Source organism: Caballeronia humi, assembly GCF_001544475.1.
Taxonomy (GTDB): domain Bacteria; phylum Pseudomonadota; class Gammaproteobacteria; order Burkholderiales; family Burkholderiaceae; genus Caballeronia; species Caballeronia humi.
Genome location: NZ_FCNW02000079.1, coordinates 1 through 17320 on the forward strand (window position 1 = coordinate 1; position 17320 = coordinate 17320).

Annotated in this window: 10 protein-coding genes and 4 pseudogenes; 4 read left to right on the forward strand and 10 right to left on the reverse strand. The window is 62.3% G+C overall.

What is annotated here, in order from left to right; genetic code table 11:
* Window positions 1-689: glutamine amidotransferase-related protein (locus AWB65_RS31995; protein WP_200821847.1), on the forward strand; the 689-nt coding region annotated here is incomplete at its 5' end.
* Between the two features lie 460 nt (window positions 690-1149).
* On the opposite strand, the pseudogene AWB65_RS32000 reads toward AWB65_RS31995, so the two are convergent.
* A pseudogene (locus AWB65_RS32000) lies at window positions 1150-1446 on the reverse strand (DUF1016 N-terminal domain-containing protein); the annotation flags it as partial.
* 716 nt (window positions 1447-2162) lie between these two features.
* On the opposite strand from AWB65_RS32000, the gene AWB65_RS32005 reads away from it, so the two are divergent.
* Window positions 2163-2780: an SHOCT domain-containing protein gene (locus AWB65_RS32005; protein WP_087670865.1), complete on the forward strand. Its 618-nt coding sequence runs from the start codon at window positions 2163-2165 to the stop codon at window positions 2778-2780.
* Window positions 2781-3548: 768 nt separating this feature from the next.
* On the opposite strand, the pseudogene AWB65_RS32010 reads toward AWB65_RS32005, so the two are convergent.
* From AWB65_RS32010 to AWB65_RS36025, 4 genes and pseudogenes are all read right to left on the reverse strand, one after another.
* Window positions 3549-4547: pseudogene (locus AWB65_RS32010) on the reverse strand (helix-turn-helix transcriptional regulator); the annotation flags it as partial.
* Between the two features lie 35 nt (window positions 4548-4582).
* A pseudogene (locus AWB65_RS36020) lies at window positions 4583-5318 on the reverse strand (IS6 family transposase).
* Between the two features lie 880 nt (window positions 5319-6198).
* Entirely contained in the window at window positions 6199-11832 is a 5634-nt protein-coding gene (locus AWB65_RS32030; RefSeq protein WP_159907908.1) for a DUF7379 domain-containing protein, read from the reverse strand.
* An 8-nt stretch (window positions 11833-11840) separates the two neighbouring features.
* A complete protein-coding gene (locus AWB65_RS36025; protein WP_125474269.1) occupies window positions 11841-12143 on the reverse strand; it encodes a hypothetical protein in 303 nt (100 codons plus the stop codon).
* A 73-nt stretch (window positions 12144-12216) separates the two neighbouring features.
* On the opposite strand from AWB65_RS36025, the gene AWB65_RS32035 reads away from it, so the two are divergent.
* A complete protein-coding gene (locus AWB65_RS32035; protein ID WP_087670871.1) occupies window positions 12217-12981 on the forward strand; it encodes a DUF8812 domain-containing protein in 765 nt (254 codons plus the stop codon).
* A 21-nt stretch (window positions 12982-13002) separates the two neighbouring features.
* Here AWB65_RS32035 and AWB65_RS32040 read toward each other — a convergent pair whose 3' ends face one another.
* From AWB65_RS32040 to AWB65_RS32050, 3 genes and pseudogenes are all read right to left on the reverse strand, one after another.
* Complete coding sequence (locus tag AWB65_RS32040) at window positions 13003-13752, reverse strand: hypothetical protein (protein ID WP_125474270.1); 750 nt, start codon at window positions 13750-13752, stop codon at window positions 13003-13005.
* Window positions 13753-14006: 254 nt separating this feature from the next.
* Entirely contained in the window at window positions 14007-14177 is a 171-nt protein-coding gene (locus AWB65_RS36500; protein WP_159907911.1) for a hypothetical protein, read from the reverse strand.
* A gap of 99 nt (window positions 14178-14276) precedes the next feature.
* Window positions 14277-14501, reverse strand: a pseudogene (locus AWB65_RS32050) (IS6 family transposase); the annotation flags it as partial.
* 221 nt (window positions 14502-14722) lie between these two features.
* Here AWB65_RS32050 and AWB65_RS32055 point away from each other — a divergent pair.
* The gene (locus tag AWB65_RS32055) at window positions 14723-15592 is read left to right on the forward strand and encodes a class I SAM-dependent methyltransferase (RefSeq protein WP_087670874.1); all 870 of its coding nucleotides are present in this window, start codon (window positions 14723-14725) and stop codon (window positions 15590-15592) included.
* Window positions 15593-15636: 44 nt separating this feature from the next.
* Here AWB65_RS32055 and AWB65_RS32060 read toward each other — a convergent pair whose 3' ends face one another.
* Together AWB65_RS32060 and AWB65_RS32065 are read right to left on the reverse strand one after the other, a co-directional pair.
* A complete protein-coding gene (locus AWB65_RS32060) occupies window positions 15637-16449 on the reverse strand; it encodes an ABC transporter permease (RefSeq protein ID WP_087670875.1) in 813 nt (270 codons plus the stop codon).
* Window positions 16450-16465: 16 nt separating this feature from the next.
* Entirely contained in the window at window positions 16466-17272 is an 807-nt protein-coding gene (locus tag AWB65_RS32065; protein ID WP_087670876.1) for an ABC transporter ATP-binding protein, read from the reverse strand.
* Between the last annotated feature and the right edge of the window lie 48 nt (window positions 17273-17320).

A 17320-nucleotide genomic window follows, 5' to 3' on the forward strand; every position in this document is an offset into this window, starting at 1 on the left:
GCGACCAGCATCAGCAATACCCCGCGACGCTCGCCGCCCTCGGTGACGCCGCCGATGCGCTCGGCTTCGATCTCGACTTGCGCTTCATCGCGGCGCAGGAGATCGACCGCAACAACGCAGAAACTTTGCTCGCCGATGCTCACGGCATTCTTTTGCCGGGCGGCGCGGACATGGCGCGCGTGGCGGGACAGATCGAGGCCGCGCGTTTCGGCTGGCTGGCGTCGATTCCGGTCGTGGGTTTGTGTCTCGGCATGCAGTCAATGGCGACAGCCATCGCACGGCTCGCATTGAAGAGCGATGAGATCGGCATAAAGGATGCGCAGCCCGACGCGCGCGTCGCCAGCTTCGAGCCGATTCATGTTGGCGAGGATGGCATGTCGTTGCATCGCTTAGGCTTGCGGCAGATAAGCCTCGTGCCGGGATCGCGTATCGCAGCCATGCTCGGCGCGCAGGCGAGCATTCTCTGCAATCATCGCTACAGACTCAATCCGGCGCTTGAAGCGCCGCTCGCGACGCTCGGCGTGACCGTCAGCGCGCACGACGAGAGCGGCTCGATCGCCGATGCCATCGAGGCCGATAAGCATCCGTTCGTTGCGGGCATGCAGGGGCATCCCGAACTGTCGTCGCGTGATGGCGCGCCGCATCCGTTGCTGACTGAGTTTCTGGAAGCGGCGGCGCGCCGTTCATAAGCGTACGCGCCCGCTTCGAAAGCGGACGCTTACGCAAAAGCTCAAACTTAGCTGATCGCCGACGCCAACAACGCGGCATTGGGAGATCAAGCGCCGTCAGCAGGGCGCTCCGAAATTCCGCCTGAGCCGCGTCGCCTCGAACGAACCGTCGCCAATGGCGCTTTCCCGGTCAGTCACCAAACAATTTGCACCACTCGATCACAGCCATGTCGATAAAATTCCCGTTGATAGTCCTGGCAATTTCGGTCGCGTCTTTCAGACATTTCTGTCCATCAACGGCCTCCCACCCTCCGCGATAGCAAGGCGATATTTCGCGTGATCTCACAGCGAAGCAGCGCAAGACGGCGCGCAAAGCGAACAGTGACCATGTGCTGCAATCAGATGTCGTTATGGGTGTTTTGATGCTCCACCGGCAGTCGTATGACTGAGCACGCTTTAAAAATAGTTAGCTCCCATATAACGGCAGACGAAACGCCTGCGCGAGGGCGGCCGGTTCGAGCACGGCCCGCATGGGCACCCCGGAGACCGCTCGTGCCGCAGAATTTGCAGACGGTGTCGGGACAATCTGTTCAGCCGGCCAGGCGAGATAAAAGGCTCGCATCTGAGCGAGATTACGCCAGCCGAAGCCTCGCCCAAACCGTTGCGACAGATCGGCGCCGAGTCGCCTGATCAAGGCTTCGCCGTAGGCGGCCCTGCCCTCACCGCCCTGCTCGAATTCCACGATGCGCCGGCCAATTTGCCAGTAGGTCGCCGTCATTAACGCATTGACGCTGCGCGCGGCGGCCGCGCGCGTGGACGTAAGGACGTCCGCAATATCACGGTGCAACCCCGCGTAAGCAGTCGGCGCGATGTCATTCTTCGTCACGGCGCGTTCACCGCGAACCCTACCAGCTGCGCTGTGTTGCCTTTCGTTACGGCGCTCGTGATCGCTGCGAGCACGGCATCGATGGCATTCGCCCCTGGCGGCCTCGCTCTGTGGAGCGACCGGCGATAGCATCGATGAGTTCCTGTCTGTTCATGCACAGCCCTGTTCTGTGAGTGAAACCCGCACCCTACCGCATCAGACCGCTCGCGGGCAAACGCGAGGCCGACCCCTCGAGAACCGCCCGGCCGGTCAGCACTCTCGTGCTGATTCGGCCCCAATTGTATTCCTATTTATGTAAAACTCTAAACCACCCTGAGCTGAGGGACAACGCGGGGCTCAGCTTCCACCCTTCAATCTTCGAAGGTTATGGACGTCGTCACGTTGAGGTCGAGCCAGTCCTCGCTGATCACTGATCTGGAGATCCATATCAACGTCCGGCTTGAGTTGCTCATTGCTCGTCCCGTCGCGCCAGATGACTTGCCCGTCTCGATGAGCGTGCCGTCGGCGCGCCAAGGCGTTCTGTAGCGCCACTCCACGTGCGGGGACTCAAGAAAAGCGGTTGGATGCCGATATACCGCATTCTGCCAACCTCAGCGAAACTCTCCCCCATGACCAAACTTGCCGAATCGACAAACGAGACTCGGGTAAAAAAGGCGCTCGATCACCTTTCCTCGATGCTGGTTCCAAACGAGAGCCTGCAATGCTTTTCGATCCAACGGCGCTTGTTCGCGCTGTTGCACCGGCGGGAGGTTGTGTCCGCATCCACTGGTCGGTTGATCGCAATCAAGCGGGGGCTACTCGGCGGCTTTACGCCAACGGATATCCGCTGGCAGGACGTAAAAAACGCGCAAGTGCGCGTCGGCATTTTCGGTAGCGACTTGACCGTGGCCGCGCTGACGCAGCCAGACTTGGCCATCGCCGGATCGGTACGCACCTACAAATTCGCCGGTCTTCGCAAAGCGGAAGCACAGGCCGTCTATCGCATCTGTCAGGCTCAGGAACAAGCGTGGAGGGAAAAGCGACGGCTGCGGGAACTTGAAGAGTTGCGAGCCAAGTCAGGCGGCTTCCAAGGTGGCGCGGGACGTAGCGCGTTCACTGGCGATGACACCTCATCCGTCGACGACTTGACCGCACGACTTCAGCGTGCCAAAGAAATGCTAGATAAAGGTCTGATTAGCGATTCCGAGTACGAAACCATCAAGGCACGTGTAGTAGGCGAGCTCTGAGGTACACCGGCACGGCTGCCCGCGCCCGGTTAAGTCTTACGATCCGAATTGCTGAAGGCGTTTAATTTGTCGGTGAAGACTGGCATCTCTCGGCGGTCTCGCGATCAATCACATCAACGAGGTGGAGGTCACAAGTTCGCTGCAGAGCGAATTGGAGTCGGACATCTTCGCTCTCGGAGACTGCGTGGGGTGCTTGTGGACGGGTGAGACGCGTGTTCTACCACCAGCAGGCAATGTTTCTGTTCATAGCGCCTTGCGCTCGAATCGACGGTCGCCCCTTCAGCGCAACGCGCCGCTTCTGCAAGATTACCAATCTCTGGGCCGCCAACGGCGGTGGGTAGCATCGCAGGCATCACCAGCCCCGAGAAGTTCTTCGTCGAAAGATTCGCCGCGAAAATGATGTATGCGGCCACCATCTGTTTGCCGTCTCTGGCCTGCGCCGAACGGTTTGCACGATTGCTGCGCGCACGGCCTCAGTCGTTTGCTGACGCCAGGTCGTGATAACAGCGTTCGAGAGATTTCGTTGTGGGATAACCTAATTGACGAACGGTCGCGGTAAGGCGCTTTCCGAGCTTCAGATAGAACTTCACTGCTCGGATGCGGTCTTCGTACGAATACATGGACTAGCTCCTGATAGTCCATGAATTGCGCCGCACCCCCCTTCGCATGGCTTAGACTCGCACTAGCATGCCGGACTGACTGCGTGGGCCGACTTTCCCGCTGGAAATCTCGATCTCGGACAGTTGTCATCGCAACAATTACTTCTGTTTATCGCTCCTTCTTGCGATCCGCGAAGCCGAAATAAGCATTCTCGCGCGCCCAAACCACTACCTCGCTACGACTGTGAAGATCCAGCTTTGCGTAGATCGTCGCCACGTGATTGCGAACGGTGTTCAACGCAAGACCGAGGCGGTTGGCAATATCCTTGTCAGCCTGGCCTTCACAAAGGGCATCGAATACGTCGCGCTCCCGTGCGGTCAAGTCGTCGAGCCGGCCCGCAGACGTCTCCGGCGCATTGGCGCGCCGGACATTCGCCAGTTTCTCGATCAAAGTTTTGCTGAACCACGATGCGTCTTGCATGACCGCTTCAATCGCCTCAACAAGTTCCATTTCCGAGCGCTTTCGATCACTGATATCGAGCCACGCCATCAGCACGCAATCCTGCCGATTGATGCTGACCGATTCCGCCGACACAAGGCAGCGAATCGTCTCGCCATTCTTCTTGCGTACGTCGAATTCGATATTGCGAACGCCAGTGCCTGTCTCCAGCAAACTCGCGATCTGGCTGCGGACATCACCCATCCAGACGTTGGCATCCGCGCCCGCACGACCGATGATATCTTCGCCCGCATAACCTGTCGTTGCAGTAAAGGCCTCGTTGAGATCGAGAATCACAAAATTGTCGGCAGTCACCACGGCACTCGGGACCGGCAGCATGCGAAAAGCCTTTTGAAAACGTTCCTCGCTCTGCCGCAGCGTGCTCTCTGCTTTCTTGCGCGGTTCCAGATCCATGAAAGTGAACAGCATGCAATCCTCCTCACCGATATCGATCGGTTGTCCCGCCACCACGACCGGCTTGAATCCGCCATCCGGAAGCCGGAGTTCCGCTTCCATCTGCGGGATCGTCGCGTCCTGGCTCAGGCGTTCAATCGCGATGCTCCGCTTATCGGCGTTCTCGAATACATCGAGTTCATATACTGATCGGCCGATGACATCTTCGCGAACATATCCAGTCATCTCCAGAAACGGCGTTGTCACGTTAAAGTGTTAGCGACGCAATTGCGCAGAGGACGCACATTTGCTCAGAAAGCGGACGGATCTTGGGTGAGGTCAGTGAAGCGATGCCATGCCGCAAAGCTTTCGCCGAGTTGTTTACGGTAAAGGGAGGCGCGCAGTAGATGTCGCCTGAGCGCGAAGTGCTGCTTGATCGGGCCGAAGCTTGACAGGAACACCTGCGTACGTTTCGGATCGCGGAAGCCACGCATGCGGCGCTCCCGTTCACGCGTAGGCTGATGACTGTTTTCGGCTCGGTTGTTCAACCGGGCGCTGGCTTTGACGAAGACGTGCTTGACGTTCACCAACTCGGCGATTTCGGCTTTCGCGGCGGGATAGCTGCGCAACTGGTCGGTGACGATCTTGCGTGGCACTTCGGGACAAGAGGCAAGCATGCGCTTGAAAAACCGCTTAGCGGCCGGCCTTGTCGCGACGCTTCTGCAGCAGGATATCGAGTTCGGCACCGTGCTGATCAACAGCCCGCCACAGCAGATAAGGCTCGCCGCGCAACGTCACAAATACTTCGTCCAGATGCCAGGTGGTGCCGGGCTTGCGGCGAGCGGTCTTCACGCGGTGGGCAAAGCACGCGCCAAATTTGTCGCACCATCGCCGAATCGTTTCGTAACTGACGACAACCCCGCGCTCGAACAGTTATTCCTCGATGTCGCGCAGGCTTAACTGAAAGCGGAAATACCACCGCACGGCGCAGTTGATGACCACCGTCGGAAAGCGGTGACCGTGATAGAGCGATCTTGTATTCTTCATCGCGCAATCTTACGCGACTGCCCCAGCAAACGTGACAATGCCTCTTGATGTCCTCAGTCAAAAGTTTGACGTCGGATTCCCAGTTAACGAGTGATATAACCCGGCTCTGGCGCCTTGTTAGCTTGTGGAGGTCCTCTGGAAGGTTCGCAGCATCGGGCATGCAAACGCCATCGAAGAGGAGCGGAATCACGGCGATGTCTCGCTCCAGCGGTAGCGATCTCTCTTCGCACCCAGTCGTCGTGCGCACGAATTCTGCTGCGGCCGTCAACGCAGGTGCGGCTCAGCCAGTGCGGGCCGATCAGGGCGAGCAATACGTGGCAGCTTGAGAGTTCTCTCTCTATGGCGTCTTCCCAATCCATTCCGGGAAGATACTCTCGATGTCCTTGAAGACGGCACCGGGTTCAAAGTATTCGACCAGATTGTCATGCAAGCGGCCTGCGCGATCCGCGCATTTCTCGCGCCGATAGCTTGTAAAGATTCGCTTTTGCATTGCACGTGAACTCCATGGACGTTGAAGATATTCTTGACAATCGGATCAAATCCGGCGCATGCGGGTTTTCTCTGGCGCTTAAATCCTACCTGGAAGTTGCGCTCCATACCTTGGCATTTAGACGTCGATAGTCTCTGGAGTGTGGCTTAAACTAAGCAGCCTTTTCAAAAAGACCCCAACGGGCTGTTACGTAACTTTTTTGCCTGGTCCACTCCAACTTCTCTACCTGCTCTCAGAGCTGTTGCGGAACGACACGACAACATTGTTGAATTCTCTCAGCTATCCAACGGCAAAAGCGGAGATTCCGGAACTTGCGAACGTGAAGCCGACGTGGACCGCCGACATTGAGCGCGAACTGGCGAGAGCCGCGTAAAACGGCGCGCGCCGGCCTCACGGCTTGCACTTTTCTCCTGCCCATGTGCTTACCAGATTGCGCAGCTTGTCTGACGCGGCTCTCTCGGTTTCGTTTGCGAAAACGCGATAGCGCTCCAGCACGAACTCGCACTGCCCGGACACCGAGCGCCAGTATTTGGGCGACGGCACCCGGTCTTGCAGGCGCTTGAGTTCCGTTTCGAGTTCGAGCAGGTCGGTCGCGAGCGAGCCGTTCGCGACCGAGCGGTATAGGCTCAGCTCGGACTCCGCATACACGCTCCAGAAGTCGGGGTCCTGCTCATTTTTCGTCTTGAGCCAGCTGGCGATATTGCTAGCAAGCGCTTCGTCCAGCGCCTGGAGGGCGCCTGCCGGGCGCATCACGAGTTCGGTCGCAAGGCAATTGAGTGCAGGATAGAACGAGTTCGAGTTATTGGTCAGGCGCGCCTGATCGAGCGCTTTCGCATAGTATTTCGACATGTCTTTGAGGGCGTCTCTTTCCTGCACGGTCCGCCCCGCAAAACGCTCGATCATCGCGCGACGCTTATAGGCGGAGGCGAGAATGTTATAGCGCTCCATCGTCGGATTGAGCCTAATGAGCGCTTCGATGCGAGCGATCGCGTCATCGACTCTCGCGAGGGCTTTCGCGATGGCCGCGCTGCGCTCCGCCGCAGGGAGATTGCCGTTGTCCGCCAGGTCACGCAGCGTCGCCCACGCGCATTTGACGGACAGGTTCGCATATTGTTCGGCCGCCTTCAGGGCCGCGCTCCCGTCATTAGCTTTCACCGCCTTGTCGTACCACGCCACCGCCTGCTCATCCAGGCCCGCTTCGGCCCACGCCATGCCGAAAGCCTCGGCCACCGCGCCCATCGATTGCCATTTCTCGCCGAAACGCGACTCCAGATAACGCAGACGACCGAGATCCTTGTTCATCTGCAGGTCGTCGTCGTCGTCATAACGAAGCTTGACGATGAGCGCCTCGAGTGCGAGCGTGAGCGCCGGTGCCGACGCGACATTGGCGTAGTAGTCCTCCAGCGCCCTCGGCTTCTTCTCTTCCTTCGCGAGCTTGCAGTTGAGCCGCCAGTTGGCATCGCCATAACACTGATAGGCGGCCCAGGTGTTGCCGCCTTTCTTCCATGCGGCCTCGCGCGCCAGACCGACCGCGTCGCCGAAGCGCTCGCCCTTGAGCACGGCTTCGTAGAAGGTGGTCGCGAAAATCTTGGCGGGTTCGTCATCGACCGCCCACCCCGCCGCGATCACGCAGCGCACGCCGATGCCGATCAGCGCCTGCGCCACGTTGGCGGCGAACTGCGGGCGATCCACCGGCCTGTGCATTTCGTCAGCGAGAAGCTGCCGCGTGTCCCGCTCCGCGAGATGGCAGCAGTTCACGAACACGAGCTCGGGCACGCGTTCCATGTTGCGGATTTCGCGCGGGCCGAGGTAGGTGCCGTTGGACAGCACCACGCCCTTGAGCCGGTCCTCATCCTTGCCCGAGGGCGGTGTGTCGCTGCTGTCCGGCGCTTCGCCGTGCCCCGCGATATGCACGATGCGCCAGTCGCGTTTCATCAGGGCGGTGATAACTGCGCGGGCGCTCGGCCGCACGATGCCGTTCTCGTCGCCGATGAGCGAAGACACGTCGTCTTCACCGAGCCTGTCCTTGACCAGTTGTGCTACCGCTACGGCCTCGGAGCGCGCGCCCGGCAGGCGCGCATAGCGCATTGTGTCGCAATCGGGCTCGCCGATCACAAGGACTTGGGCGGTGCTATCCGCATCCGCGACGAAGCGGCGGTCGTCGGTCATGCGCAGCTTGCGGATGAGTTTCGAGCGAATCGCCCAGGGGCGGCCGTCCGCCAGCTGGCTGCTGTCGCTCGGGGTGGTGTCGAGAAGCTCCCACGGAATGCCCGCGGTGCCGTCATCGACCTGAATCAGCATCTCCGTCGATCCGGCGAGAAATGGGCGGATTTCCAGCGGCACGACGAGCTGGAACAGCGTGCTGCGGATATCGACATCGCGGCTCTGATCATTCGACGCCGCCGACACCAGTTCGCGAAGCAGCCGTGGCTGCGTGCCGACGCACCGGACTTCCGTGCGCGCGCGCCGCGTGTCGAGCGTGAAGGCGATCTCGCGCTCTCCCTCCGCCGTCACCCGGGACACTGCGCTGATTAGATCGTAGTCGGCGCCGCGATAACTCGATTCGAGCGGCCGCCGCAGCGCGCCGGTGCCATGCTGCACGCAATCGTCGATGGCGAAGCGCCCGGGCATCGCCTCGTTCAGAAGCTGGAGCGAACGGTACGCTTCGGTTGCGCGATCGAGAAACAGTTCGACGATGGTGAGCCGCTCGACCTGCGGCCACTTCATGCTCGCGAGCCGCTCGTTGGCCTGCGACACGCCCTCGGCGATATATCGCGCGGCCGCGCCCGCGGTCACGTTGATGCCGCCGCTGCCCGCCAGCACAGCAGAGAAGCGGAAGGGTCCAAAGCGAGAGGACTCCGTTTCCAGCAGGCGTTGCGACCACGCGATGACGCCCTGCCTGACCGAGGCGATCGCATCGCTCGTGCGCAGCTCGCCCTCGTTGCCGAGACCGATCACGACGACGCCGGCCGGACGCGGCAACTGCCGCTCGTTGACCAGACTCGCGGTCCGGTTGATGAAGATCAGTTGCGATTCGAGAGTCTGAGGATACCGGCCGAGTCTTAACGACGCGCTCATGGTATCGCCGATCTGCGGATCGACCACCCGTTCCGTGCCGGAAAGCGCGAAGCCGCGGTAATGCCCTAGCATCAACGGATCATGCGTGAACTTAAGATTTCCATTTAGCACTGTGATCTTCAGCGCGCTCACTGCGGGCGTGTCGCTTGTGGCGTCCTCCGCTCCGCCGACGCGTTGCAGATCGTCCGTGCCGCGCGGCGGCGTGATCGCACCCGGCGCGCGCGACGGCCTCCAGCGCTTCATCTCGCCGTTCACCGCTACGCCGACCACCGCTGCGCCACGCGAGCCCTTCGTGCTGGCCTCGGCTGGCAGCAAACGCTTGGTCGTGCCGGTTTCCAGCAGATCGAGAAAGGCCGCGAACGCGTCCTTTGCCTTTGGCAGGTCGCCATGCGCGACGGGCACGCGCCACATCGGCACGTCCGGCAGGGTCGCGCTCTGCAGCGTCACGCGGCCGTCTCCCGCGTCTTCCTCGACGTGCAGATAAGTCAGGCCCTGCTCGCCTTGCTCATAGCCGCAGGGCGTGAGCGTCGCCCTGCCCACGACCATCACCGCCTTGCCGCGGAAGATGCCGGGCATTTTCTCGCGCTGCGCATCGAGCCGCTTCGACCATGCGAGAGCGCGGTCGAGAATCGACTGGGTCGGAATGCCCCACTTGAACACCGCGACCTGCTCGGGACTCGTATGCCACCAGTTGTACTGGCTGAGCGCTGCGGCATCGGCGTCCGCCAGCGCACGCCACGTCTCGGCGCGCGCAAGCGTCGCGCCGTCGGCGGACAGGCCCGCCTGCAACTGCAGGAAGCCGGGCAGCTCGGCCATCATCTGGCGCGCCGCGTGATCGCGGAACGGCGAGCCGAGCGTGACGAGCGCGTTGCCGAAGGTGTCGTCGCCGGTGAGCACCTGCATCGGCGCCCACGAGCCGCCGTTGGGCGTGCCGAGCATCAGGAAGCGCGACTTCGGATGCGCCAGCATCCGGTCCCACACATCCGGACGTTCGAGTTGCATCGCGCGCGCGAGCAGTCCACCCATCGAATGCGCGATGATGCGCACCGGCTGCGCGCTATGCATACGCTGCGTCAGCGTCTGCTGCACCGCGTCGGCCAGGCGCTGGGCCTCGTCCTCCATCGGCTTGCGCCAGTCGAACGCAAACTCGATGACTTCGTGCGTCTCGCCGAGGAAATCGGTGAGATCGTCATAGGTCATGCCAATCGGCTCGTCGGGAGTGACGCCATCCGGCTGCGGTTCGCTGAAGTGCAACCGGTCGAGCCCGTTGACGAGCCGCCAGCTGAGCCAAACGCGCTGGCCGTTCACCTTCAGATGGCTGCCGAGGATGCCCGGCAGTAGGAACACCGCAGGCTTGTCCGGCTGGGATTCGCCGCGGCGGCGGCCCGGGCCGCGCGTGCCCTCGGACGACTCGCCCGCCCATGACAGCGGCCCGATCGGCCGGAAATCGGCGGGCGGCGCGTCGGTGATGAGCGCGTCGGCAATCAGTTTCGCGGTGCGCGCATTGGCGAAGTAGGCGAAATGCGACACCTTGTCGCCGCGGTCCAGCACGAAGCTGGCGTCAGTCGCGCGCGGCGCGCCGCCATACATGGAACGCGTCTGCACGACGAGGTCGTTGTCGGTCCAGAAGAAGGCATCGGAAAGCAGCGTCTGGATCCACGAGCCGACCGAGCCGCCTTCCATGTCACCCGCCACCACGCGCAAAACGCCCGGCAGCGGCGTGCCGATCTCGTGCAGCCACTGGATCAGCGGGCTGTCCGGCATCTGCGCGGCCAGCCCCGGCGCCTCGGCAGGGTCCATGCGGCAGCGCGCGACATCGGCGAGCAGCTCCATCAGCGCCGGGGCGACCGGAATCTGCGCCAACTCAAGCAGCCAGCGCACCACCGACAGATATGCATCGAGCCGGCGCGACGCGAGCAGCGTGCCGCGCGCCGGACACGCGACGCGCACCACCCGCTCCACGCGGATATCGTTGCTGCGCGCGTACCGGATAAGCGCCTTCAGGTCGTCCAGGTCGCGGGTGCCCCCAAACTTCGTGAACGGTTCGAGATCGGTCTCGCTCAGGTTGATGCCGCTGCACGCGCGTGCCAGCACCTCGGCGATCAGGCCGCCGCGCGAGTGGCTGAGCAGATGCAGCCGCGTGCCCTTCGGCATGGTCTCGATGAGCGCGCGCGCATTCGCGATCGGGCTCACGCCGAGCGTCGGGTGTTCGAGCGCGTAGACGCCGTTGCCATATCGTTCGAAGATGCGCTTGATCAGATCCGCGTGCTCGGCCCAGAGCTTCCCGAAGGTTCCGCTCGCGTCGGAGAAGGTGCCGTGCAGCAAGACTAGCACCGGCTGGCTGACGCCCGCCGCGAGAGTGACCCGGGAGACCGCCGTCGCGGCGGAGAGCGCCCCCAGCCCGGTCGCCGAGAGGCGGTAGAGCCCCGGCTTCACGCGCTCGTCGAAATGACTGATCACCTTCTGCGCGATCGCGCCGGCAATAACGCCCTTGATGTCGAACAGATTCTGCGGCCGGAAGATTTGGATGCTCGCGCACAGCACATCCTTCACCATGCCGCGCTGCTGCGTGGGTTGCATGAAGCCCGCGCGCTGCAGGCCGCGCCATTGCAGCCGCATCGGAACGCGCACCTCGGCGGGGGCGGGCGCGGGTGGCGCGCCGTCGCGCGTGCAACGGTCGATTTCCTGTTGGCCGAGCAGCAGTTCGCGTGCGGTCTCGGGATGCAGGACCAGCGCCGGGCCATCCTGCACGCGGATGATCACGACATCGAGGCCAAGCGTGGCCGAAACCTTGCGGTCGTTGCCGGCGCCTCGCGTGGTCGCGAGCCGCACGAAATCGCGCGATGTGCCGGGAAGCGGCAGGTCGTTGGGCTGGGCCGGCGCAGGACTGCCGACGGAATCGTCCGACGGCACGACGAAGGTGACGTGAGGAGTGGGTTCTGGCATGGTCAGCTTTATTGGACGAGATCGGCCGTGGCGTGGCATGGCGCGCTGAGCGCGGCGTCGAACGGCACCGTAAGGCGATATTGATTGATAGTTGAGGATTCTTTAAGATCAAGCGGCGCGGCGGGTTCAATGTGGGTTGGCGCACATTGCAACGCGGACGACGCGGCGGCGAAACTGATTCGGATGGCAAAAGACCGATGAGCATCGCGCAAAAGCGAATGGTCGTGAGCTTCGTTGCCGGGCGCGAAAGGATCGTCTGCGGCAAGGCAGAAGCGTTTTTCCAATACGGAAGGCATTTCGCGCAGGGCCATTGGCCGATGGTGCCTGCAGTCGGCACCTAGAATGACTCATGCGCCTCGCGCGCTTGTCCTGATGGAGGCCCTCATGACGACCACCTTCGATCTTTTGCTCGGTCAGACCCGCGGGTCCGCCGAGATCCTGCAACAGACGGCTCACGACGAGGAGCGCAAGCAATACGAGGCCGATCATCCTCCCGAACTGGTCAGGACGCGAGATGCCGTGCCGGCCATCTCCGACCGGGCCGTCGAACTGATCGTCACGTTCGAGGTCACGAGCGCCGAACTCTATAACGCGCGCTACCGCCATCCGACTTGGCCCGGCGGCCAGTCGGGGCCAACCATCGGAATCGGTTACGACTGCGGTTATTGCACCGCGGATCAGCTGGCCCAAGACTGGACGGCCGCCATCGGGCAGGACGCCGTGAACAAGCTGAAGGCGGTGTGCGGCAAGAAAGGGCCCACAGCGCAGCAGTCGCTACCGGGCGTCGCCTCGGTGGACGTGCCCTTCGACGCCGCCAACCAGGTTTTCCGCGCGACCTCGGTCAGGCGCACGACCGGCCAGACCGTTCACGCTTTACCCAAGGCCGCACAGATGTCCGGCGACAGTCTGGGCGCGCTGGTGTCGCTGGTCTACAACCGTGGCGCGTCGTTCACCCTGCCGGGCGACCGCTATAACGAAATGCGCCAGATCGCGGCGGATGTCGATTCGGGCAACCTGAAGGACATTCCCGCGCAGATCCGCTCGATGAAGCGGCTGTGGGAAAACAATCCCAAGATGGCCGGGCTGGTGCGCCGCCGCGAACTCGAAGCATTGCTGTTCGAGCAGGGGCTCGCCGCGGCCGGCGCCTGACACGCCGGCCGCCACGGCGCGTCAGATGCTGAGCTCGCTCAGATAGTTGACGGTGAATGACGAAACCTTCTGGCGCAGCGCGTCCTGTACGGAGTCGAGCACCGAAGTATTGATCTCTGCGGTGGTCGCGACGCGCCTGAGGGTGACATCGCTGCTGTCGAGCTTGAAGAACAGCACCTGCGTAACGTTCATCGACGCGTTCAGCGAGAAGGCCATCATCGAGACCGTGGTGCGCTGCGGATCCTCGGCGGGCTGGGCGAGCGCGAGCTGGAAGCTGGTCGCGTTGGTGGTCTTGCTCTCGCGGTTGAAGAGCGTGATCCAAGGCGTGCTCGCATCCATGGACCCGAGCGCATCCAGCGTCGTCTTGATGAGCGGCAGCGCGGCCACCTGCGCGGCGGGGCCGAGCAGCATGCCGGCGACGGCAATGATGGCCTTGTGCACGTCGACGTCGTCACTTTGCGCGACATACGCGCTCATTTCCGAGGTCTCCACGAGCCAACCCAGGTTGGCGAGCACGGACGCGTATTCGTGGAACCAGTTCGACCCGTCTTCGGGCGACAGGCCCTTCTTCTTTAGCACCAGCTGGGCGAGCAGCAGCGAATTGGTGATCGCCTCGCGGCGGTTCTGCGGCATGCCGCTCTTGAACGAGACGATGCCGGACCCGACCACCACTTGCTCGTCCTTGGCGGCATCGAAAGAGGGAGGCGTGAGGCCGGGCGTGATCGGCCCGCCTCCATCGCGCTTCACGGTGGGTATGTCCGCATCGCGCACGAACGCGCTCGCTTCGCTGGCAGAGACTTTTCGGATCGGCATGTCGGTGTCCTTGGCGGTAAAAGATGAGAGGAAACGAGAGGGGGCGCTCTCATGGACGGATTGCCGCTAATCAGAATACCTTATCTTAGGACGGCGCCGGACGAAGCACCCGAGAATTGGCGCGATTGGAGGGGAACCCGTCGGACTACTGCGACGCTGCGGCGCGTCAATATGTGAGGCGTTTCAATGAGCCAGCGGAATTGTTGCCACGGTCAGCCTCCGTCGGCCAGAAGCCGCTTGACCCGGGACACGACTTCCGCCGGCGAGCCCATGTCCGACAAGCGCGCGTACTGGAGATTCTTGAGATATGCAGGAGTCTTCAGGTCGCCGTCTTGCAGCCTGACCGGCAGGAAATGCAGCTTCCCGGAATCCCGGAGCGCCACGATTTCCTCGGCTTCATGCAGCTGTCGGATGGGTATCTCGCGAGGGCGTTGTCACGTTAAAGTGTTAGCGACGCAATTGCGCAGAGGACGCACATTTGCTCAGAAAGCGGACGGATCTTGGGTGAGGTCAGTGAAGCGATGCCATGCCGCAAAGCTTTCGCCGAGTTGTTTGCGCGCGCAGTAGATGTCGCTTGAGCGCGAAGTGCTGCCTGATCGGGCCGAAGCTCGACAGGAACACCTGCGTACGTTTTGGATCGCGGAAGCCACGCATGCGGCGCTCCGTTCACGCGTAGGCTGATGACTGTTTTCGGCTCGGTTGTTCAACTTTCCGCGCTTCCGGATCACGAACTGAATCGTCTGCGGGAACGTCTCGGCGATACGCTCGAGGCGCGTCGTGGCGTACGAGGGATTGAACTGACCCGTCGGCTTATCTTTGCGACGGGCCGAAAACCTTTTACGCAGTGAGTCAGCCTGCCGGTACATTGATCGCACAGTGCCGATGGAAGCCCCGTATCCTGTCGATATCCCGTACTCTCGCCTCGGCTATGACTATCTCCTCTCGCCACCGATCACGCTCCATCGCCGCCGCCGCGACGCTCATCGCAGTCGCGCTCGCCGGATGCACCACGCCGTGGCAGGACTTGTCGCAAGCAGGTTCGTCCGCTGCCAGCGCACAGTCCCTGAATACGGCAATCAGCGGGCCGCAACGCGCCGACAAGGCCCGGGCGCGCGACGTCTACCGTCATCCGAAGGAAACGTTGCAGTTCTTCGGCCTTTCGCCGACGCAGACCGTACTCGAGATCGCACCGGGCGGCGGCTGGTACACGGACATTCTCGCGCCCTATCTCCGCGACGGCGGACATCTGTACGAGGCGCAGTATCGAAGCACGCTACCCGAACTCGACGACGACGAGCGCGCGACCGACGCAACCTTTCTGCGCAAGCTCGCGGCCGCGCCGAACACCTACGGCAAGGTCACGGTAGGCGCCTTGCGCGCCGGCGAGTTCTCCGGCTTCGACGCGCATGAGCGATTCGACCGGGTGCTCACGTTCCGCAACATCCACAACTGGATCAAGGACGGCCAGCTCGACGCAAACCTGCGCGCATTCCATGCCGCCCTCAAACCCGGTGGAGAACTTGGCGTCGAGGAACACCGCGCGCGGCCGGATGCCAGTGTTCAGCAAATGATCGACAGTGGCTATGTGACCGAAGCCTTCGTGATCGAGCACGCTCAGGCGGCGGGTTTCGTGCTGGCTGCTCGCAGCGAGATCAACGCCAACCCACGCGATACGACGAACCATCCTCACGGTGTCTGGTCTCTTCCGCCGACCTACAAAGACGGCGACGCCGATCGGGCCACTTATGCCGCGATCGGCGAATCCGACCGGATGACCCTGAGGTTCGTCAAACCTTAGCGCGACGAGTGGATCGTCGCTTCCGGGCAGCGATCGCGTACCGCTCAGCCCTCACCTTTCCACGCGGTCAGGCGTCGCTCGACCAGCACGACCGCATGGTTGAAGACGAGGCCGAGCAGCGACTGCGTGACGATGCCCGCATACATCTTCGGAATCTCGAAGGTGAACTGCGAGTAATTGACCAGATAGCCGAGCCCCGCTTTCGCACCGACCATTTCCGCTGCGATCAGGACCAGAATCGAATAAGCGCCAGCCACGCGAATACCGGTGAAAACGGTGGGCACGGCGGCAGGCAACACGACCTTGCGAAAAAGTTTCAGCGGCGAGAGACCCATCGAGCGTGCCGAGCGGATCAGCAAAGGATCAACATTACGGACACCGCTGACCGTGTTGAGCACGACCGGCCACAGGCACGAATACACGACCATCGATATCTTGGACGTTTCCCCCATGCCGAGCACCAGAACGAACACCGGCAGCAAAGCGAGCGGCGCGGTGTTACGGAACAGTTCCAGCAGCGGATTGAGGATGTCGGCGAGCGAGCGATACCAGCCGATGAGAAGACCGAGCGGCACGCCGATCGCGATGGCAATGGCAAAGCCGATCAACGCCCGTCCAGCGCTCGCGAACAGATGTGCGGTCAATTCGCCCGACACGGCCATTCCGATCAGCGCACGGACCACCGACGAAAACGGCGGCAGGAACGTTGAATCGACCCAGCCGGCGCGCGGCAAGAGTTCCCAAAGAGCAAGGAAAACGACGATGGCGATGCTGCCGCGGACAAAGCGTGGCAGCACGTCCGTGAGAAAGACGGCCACCGGCCGCGCCTGCGGCGTTCGTGCGGAAATCGTGCTCATGGAATAATTAGGTCCGTCAAGCCGCGTGTGCCACACGCGGGCGCGAAGCGTCGCGGCGATTGTGAATGAGTTCCCAGATCTCGTGCCGTAGCCGCACGAATTCCGGCGTCGCGCGCAGATCCTGCGCGGGATCGTCGTGATTCAGACGAACGTCGAGCGCATGCGTAATGCGCCCGGGCGCTGCCGCCATCACCAGCACGCGTTGTCCGAGATACACGGCTTCGTCGATGCCATGCGTGATGAACACGATGGTCTTCCCCGTTCTTTGCCAGATACGCAGGAGTTCGTCCTGCAGCGTTTCGCGCGTCTGGGCGTCGAGCGCCGCGAACGGTTCATCCATCAGCAGCACGTCCGGGTCAAACGAAAGCGCCCGCGCGATCGCTACGCGCTGCTTCATGCCCCCCGACAACTCATGCGGATAGCGGTCTTCGAATCCCGACAGCCCCACGAGGTCGAGATAGTGGCGCGCGCGTGCCGCCCGCTCGTGTCGCGCGACGCCCTTCGCCTCCAGTCCGAATTCGACGTTGCCCTGTGCGGTCTTCCACGGAAATAGCGCGTACTGCTGGAACACGATGCCACGGTCGAGCCCCGGACCCTTGATCGGTCGTCCGCCGACGTGAATCGTGCCGCCGTCGGGTTTCGTCAGGCCGCCGATCAAATCGAGCAGCGTCGTCTTTCCGCAGCCGCTCGGTCCGACGAGAACCACGAACTCTCCTGCGGCGACCTCGAACGAAACGTCCTGCAGCACGACAAAGTGACCACGGCGGTTGAGGTGAAACCCTTTGCCGACGTTCGTAAGCGCTAAATAGAACACACCTATCATCGTCGGTGTTTAAGGGCGACGATTGCGTCCGCAACCTACATTGCGGAC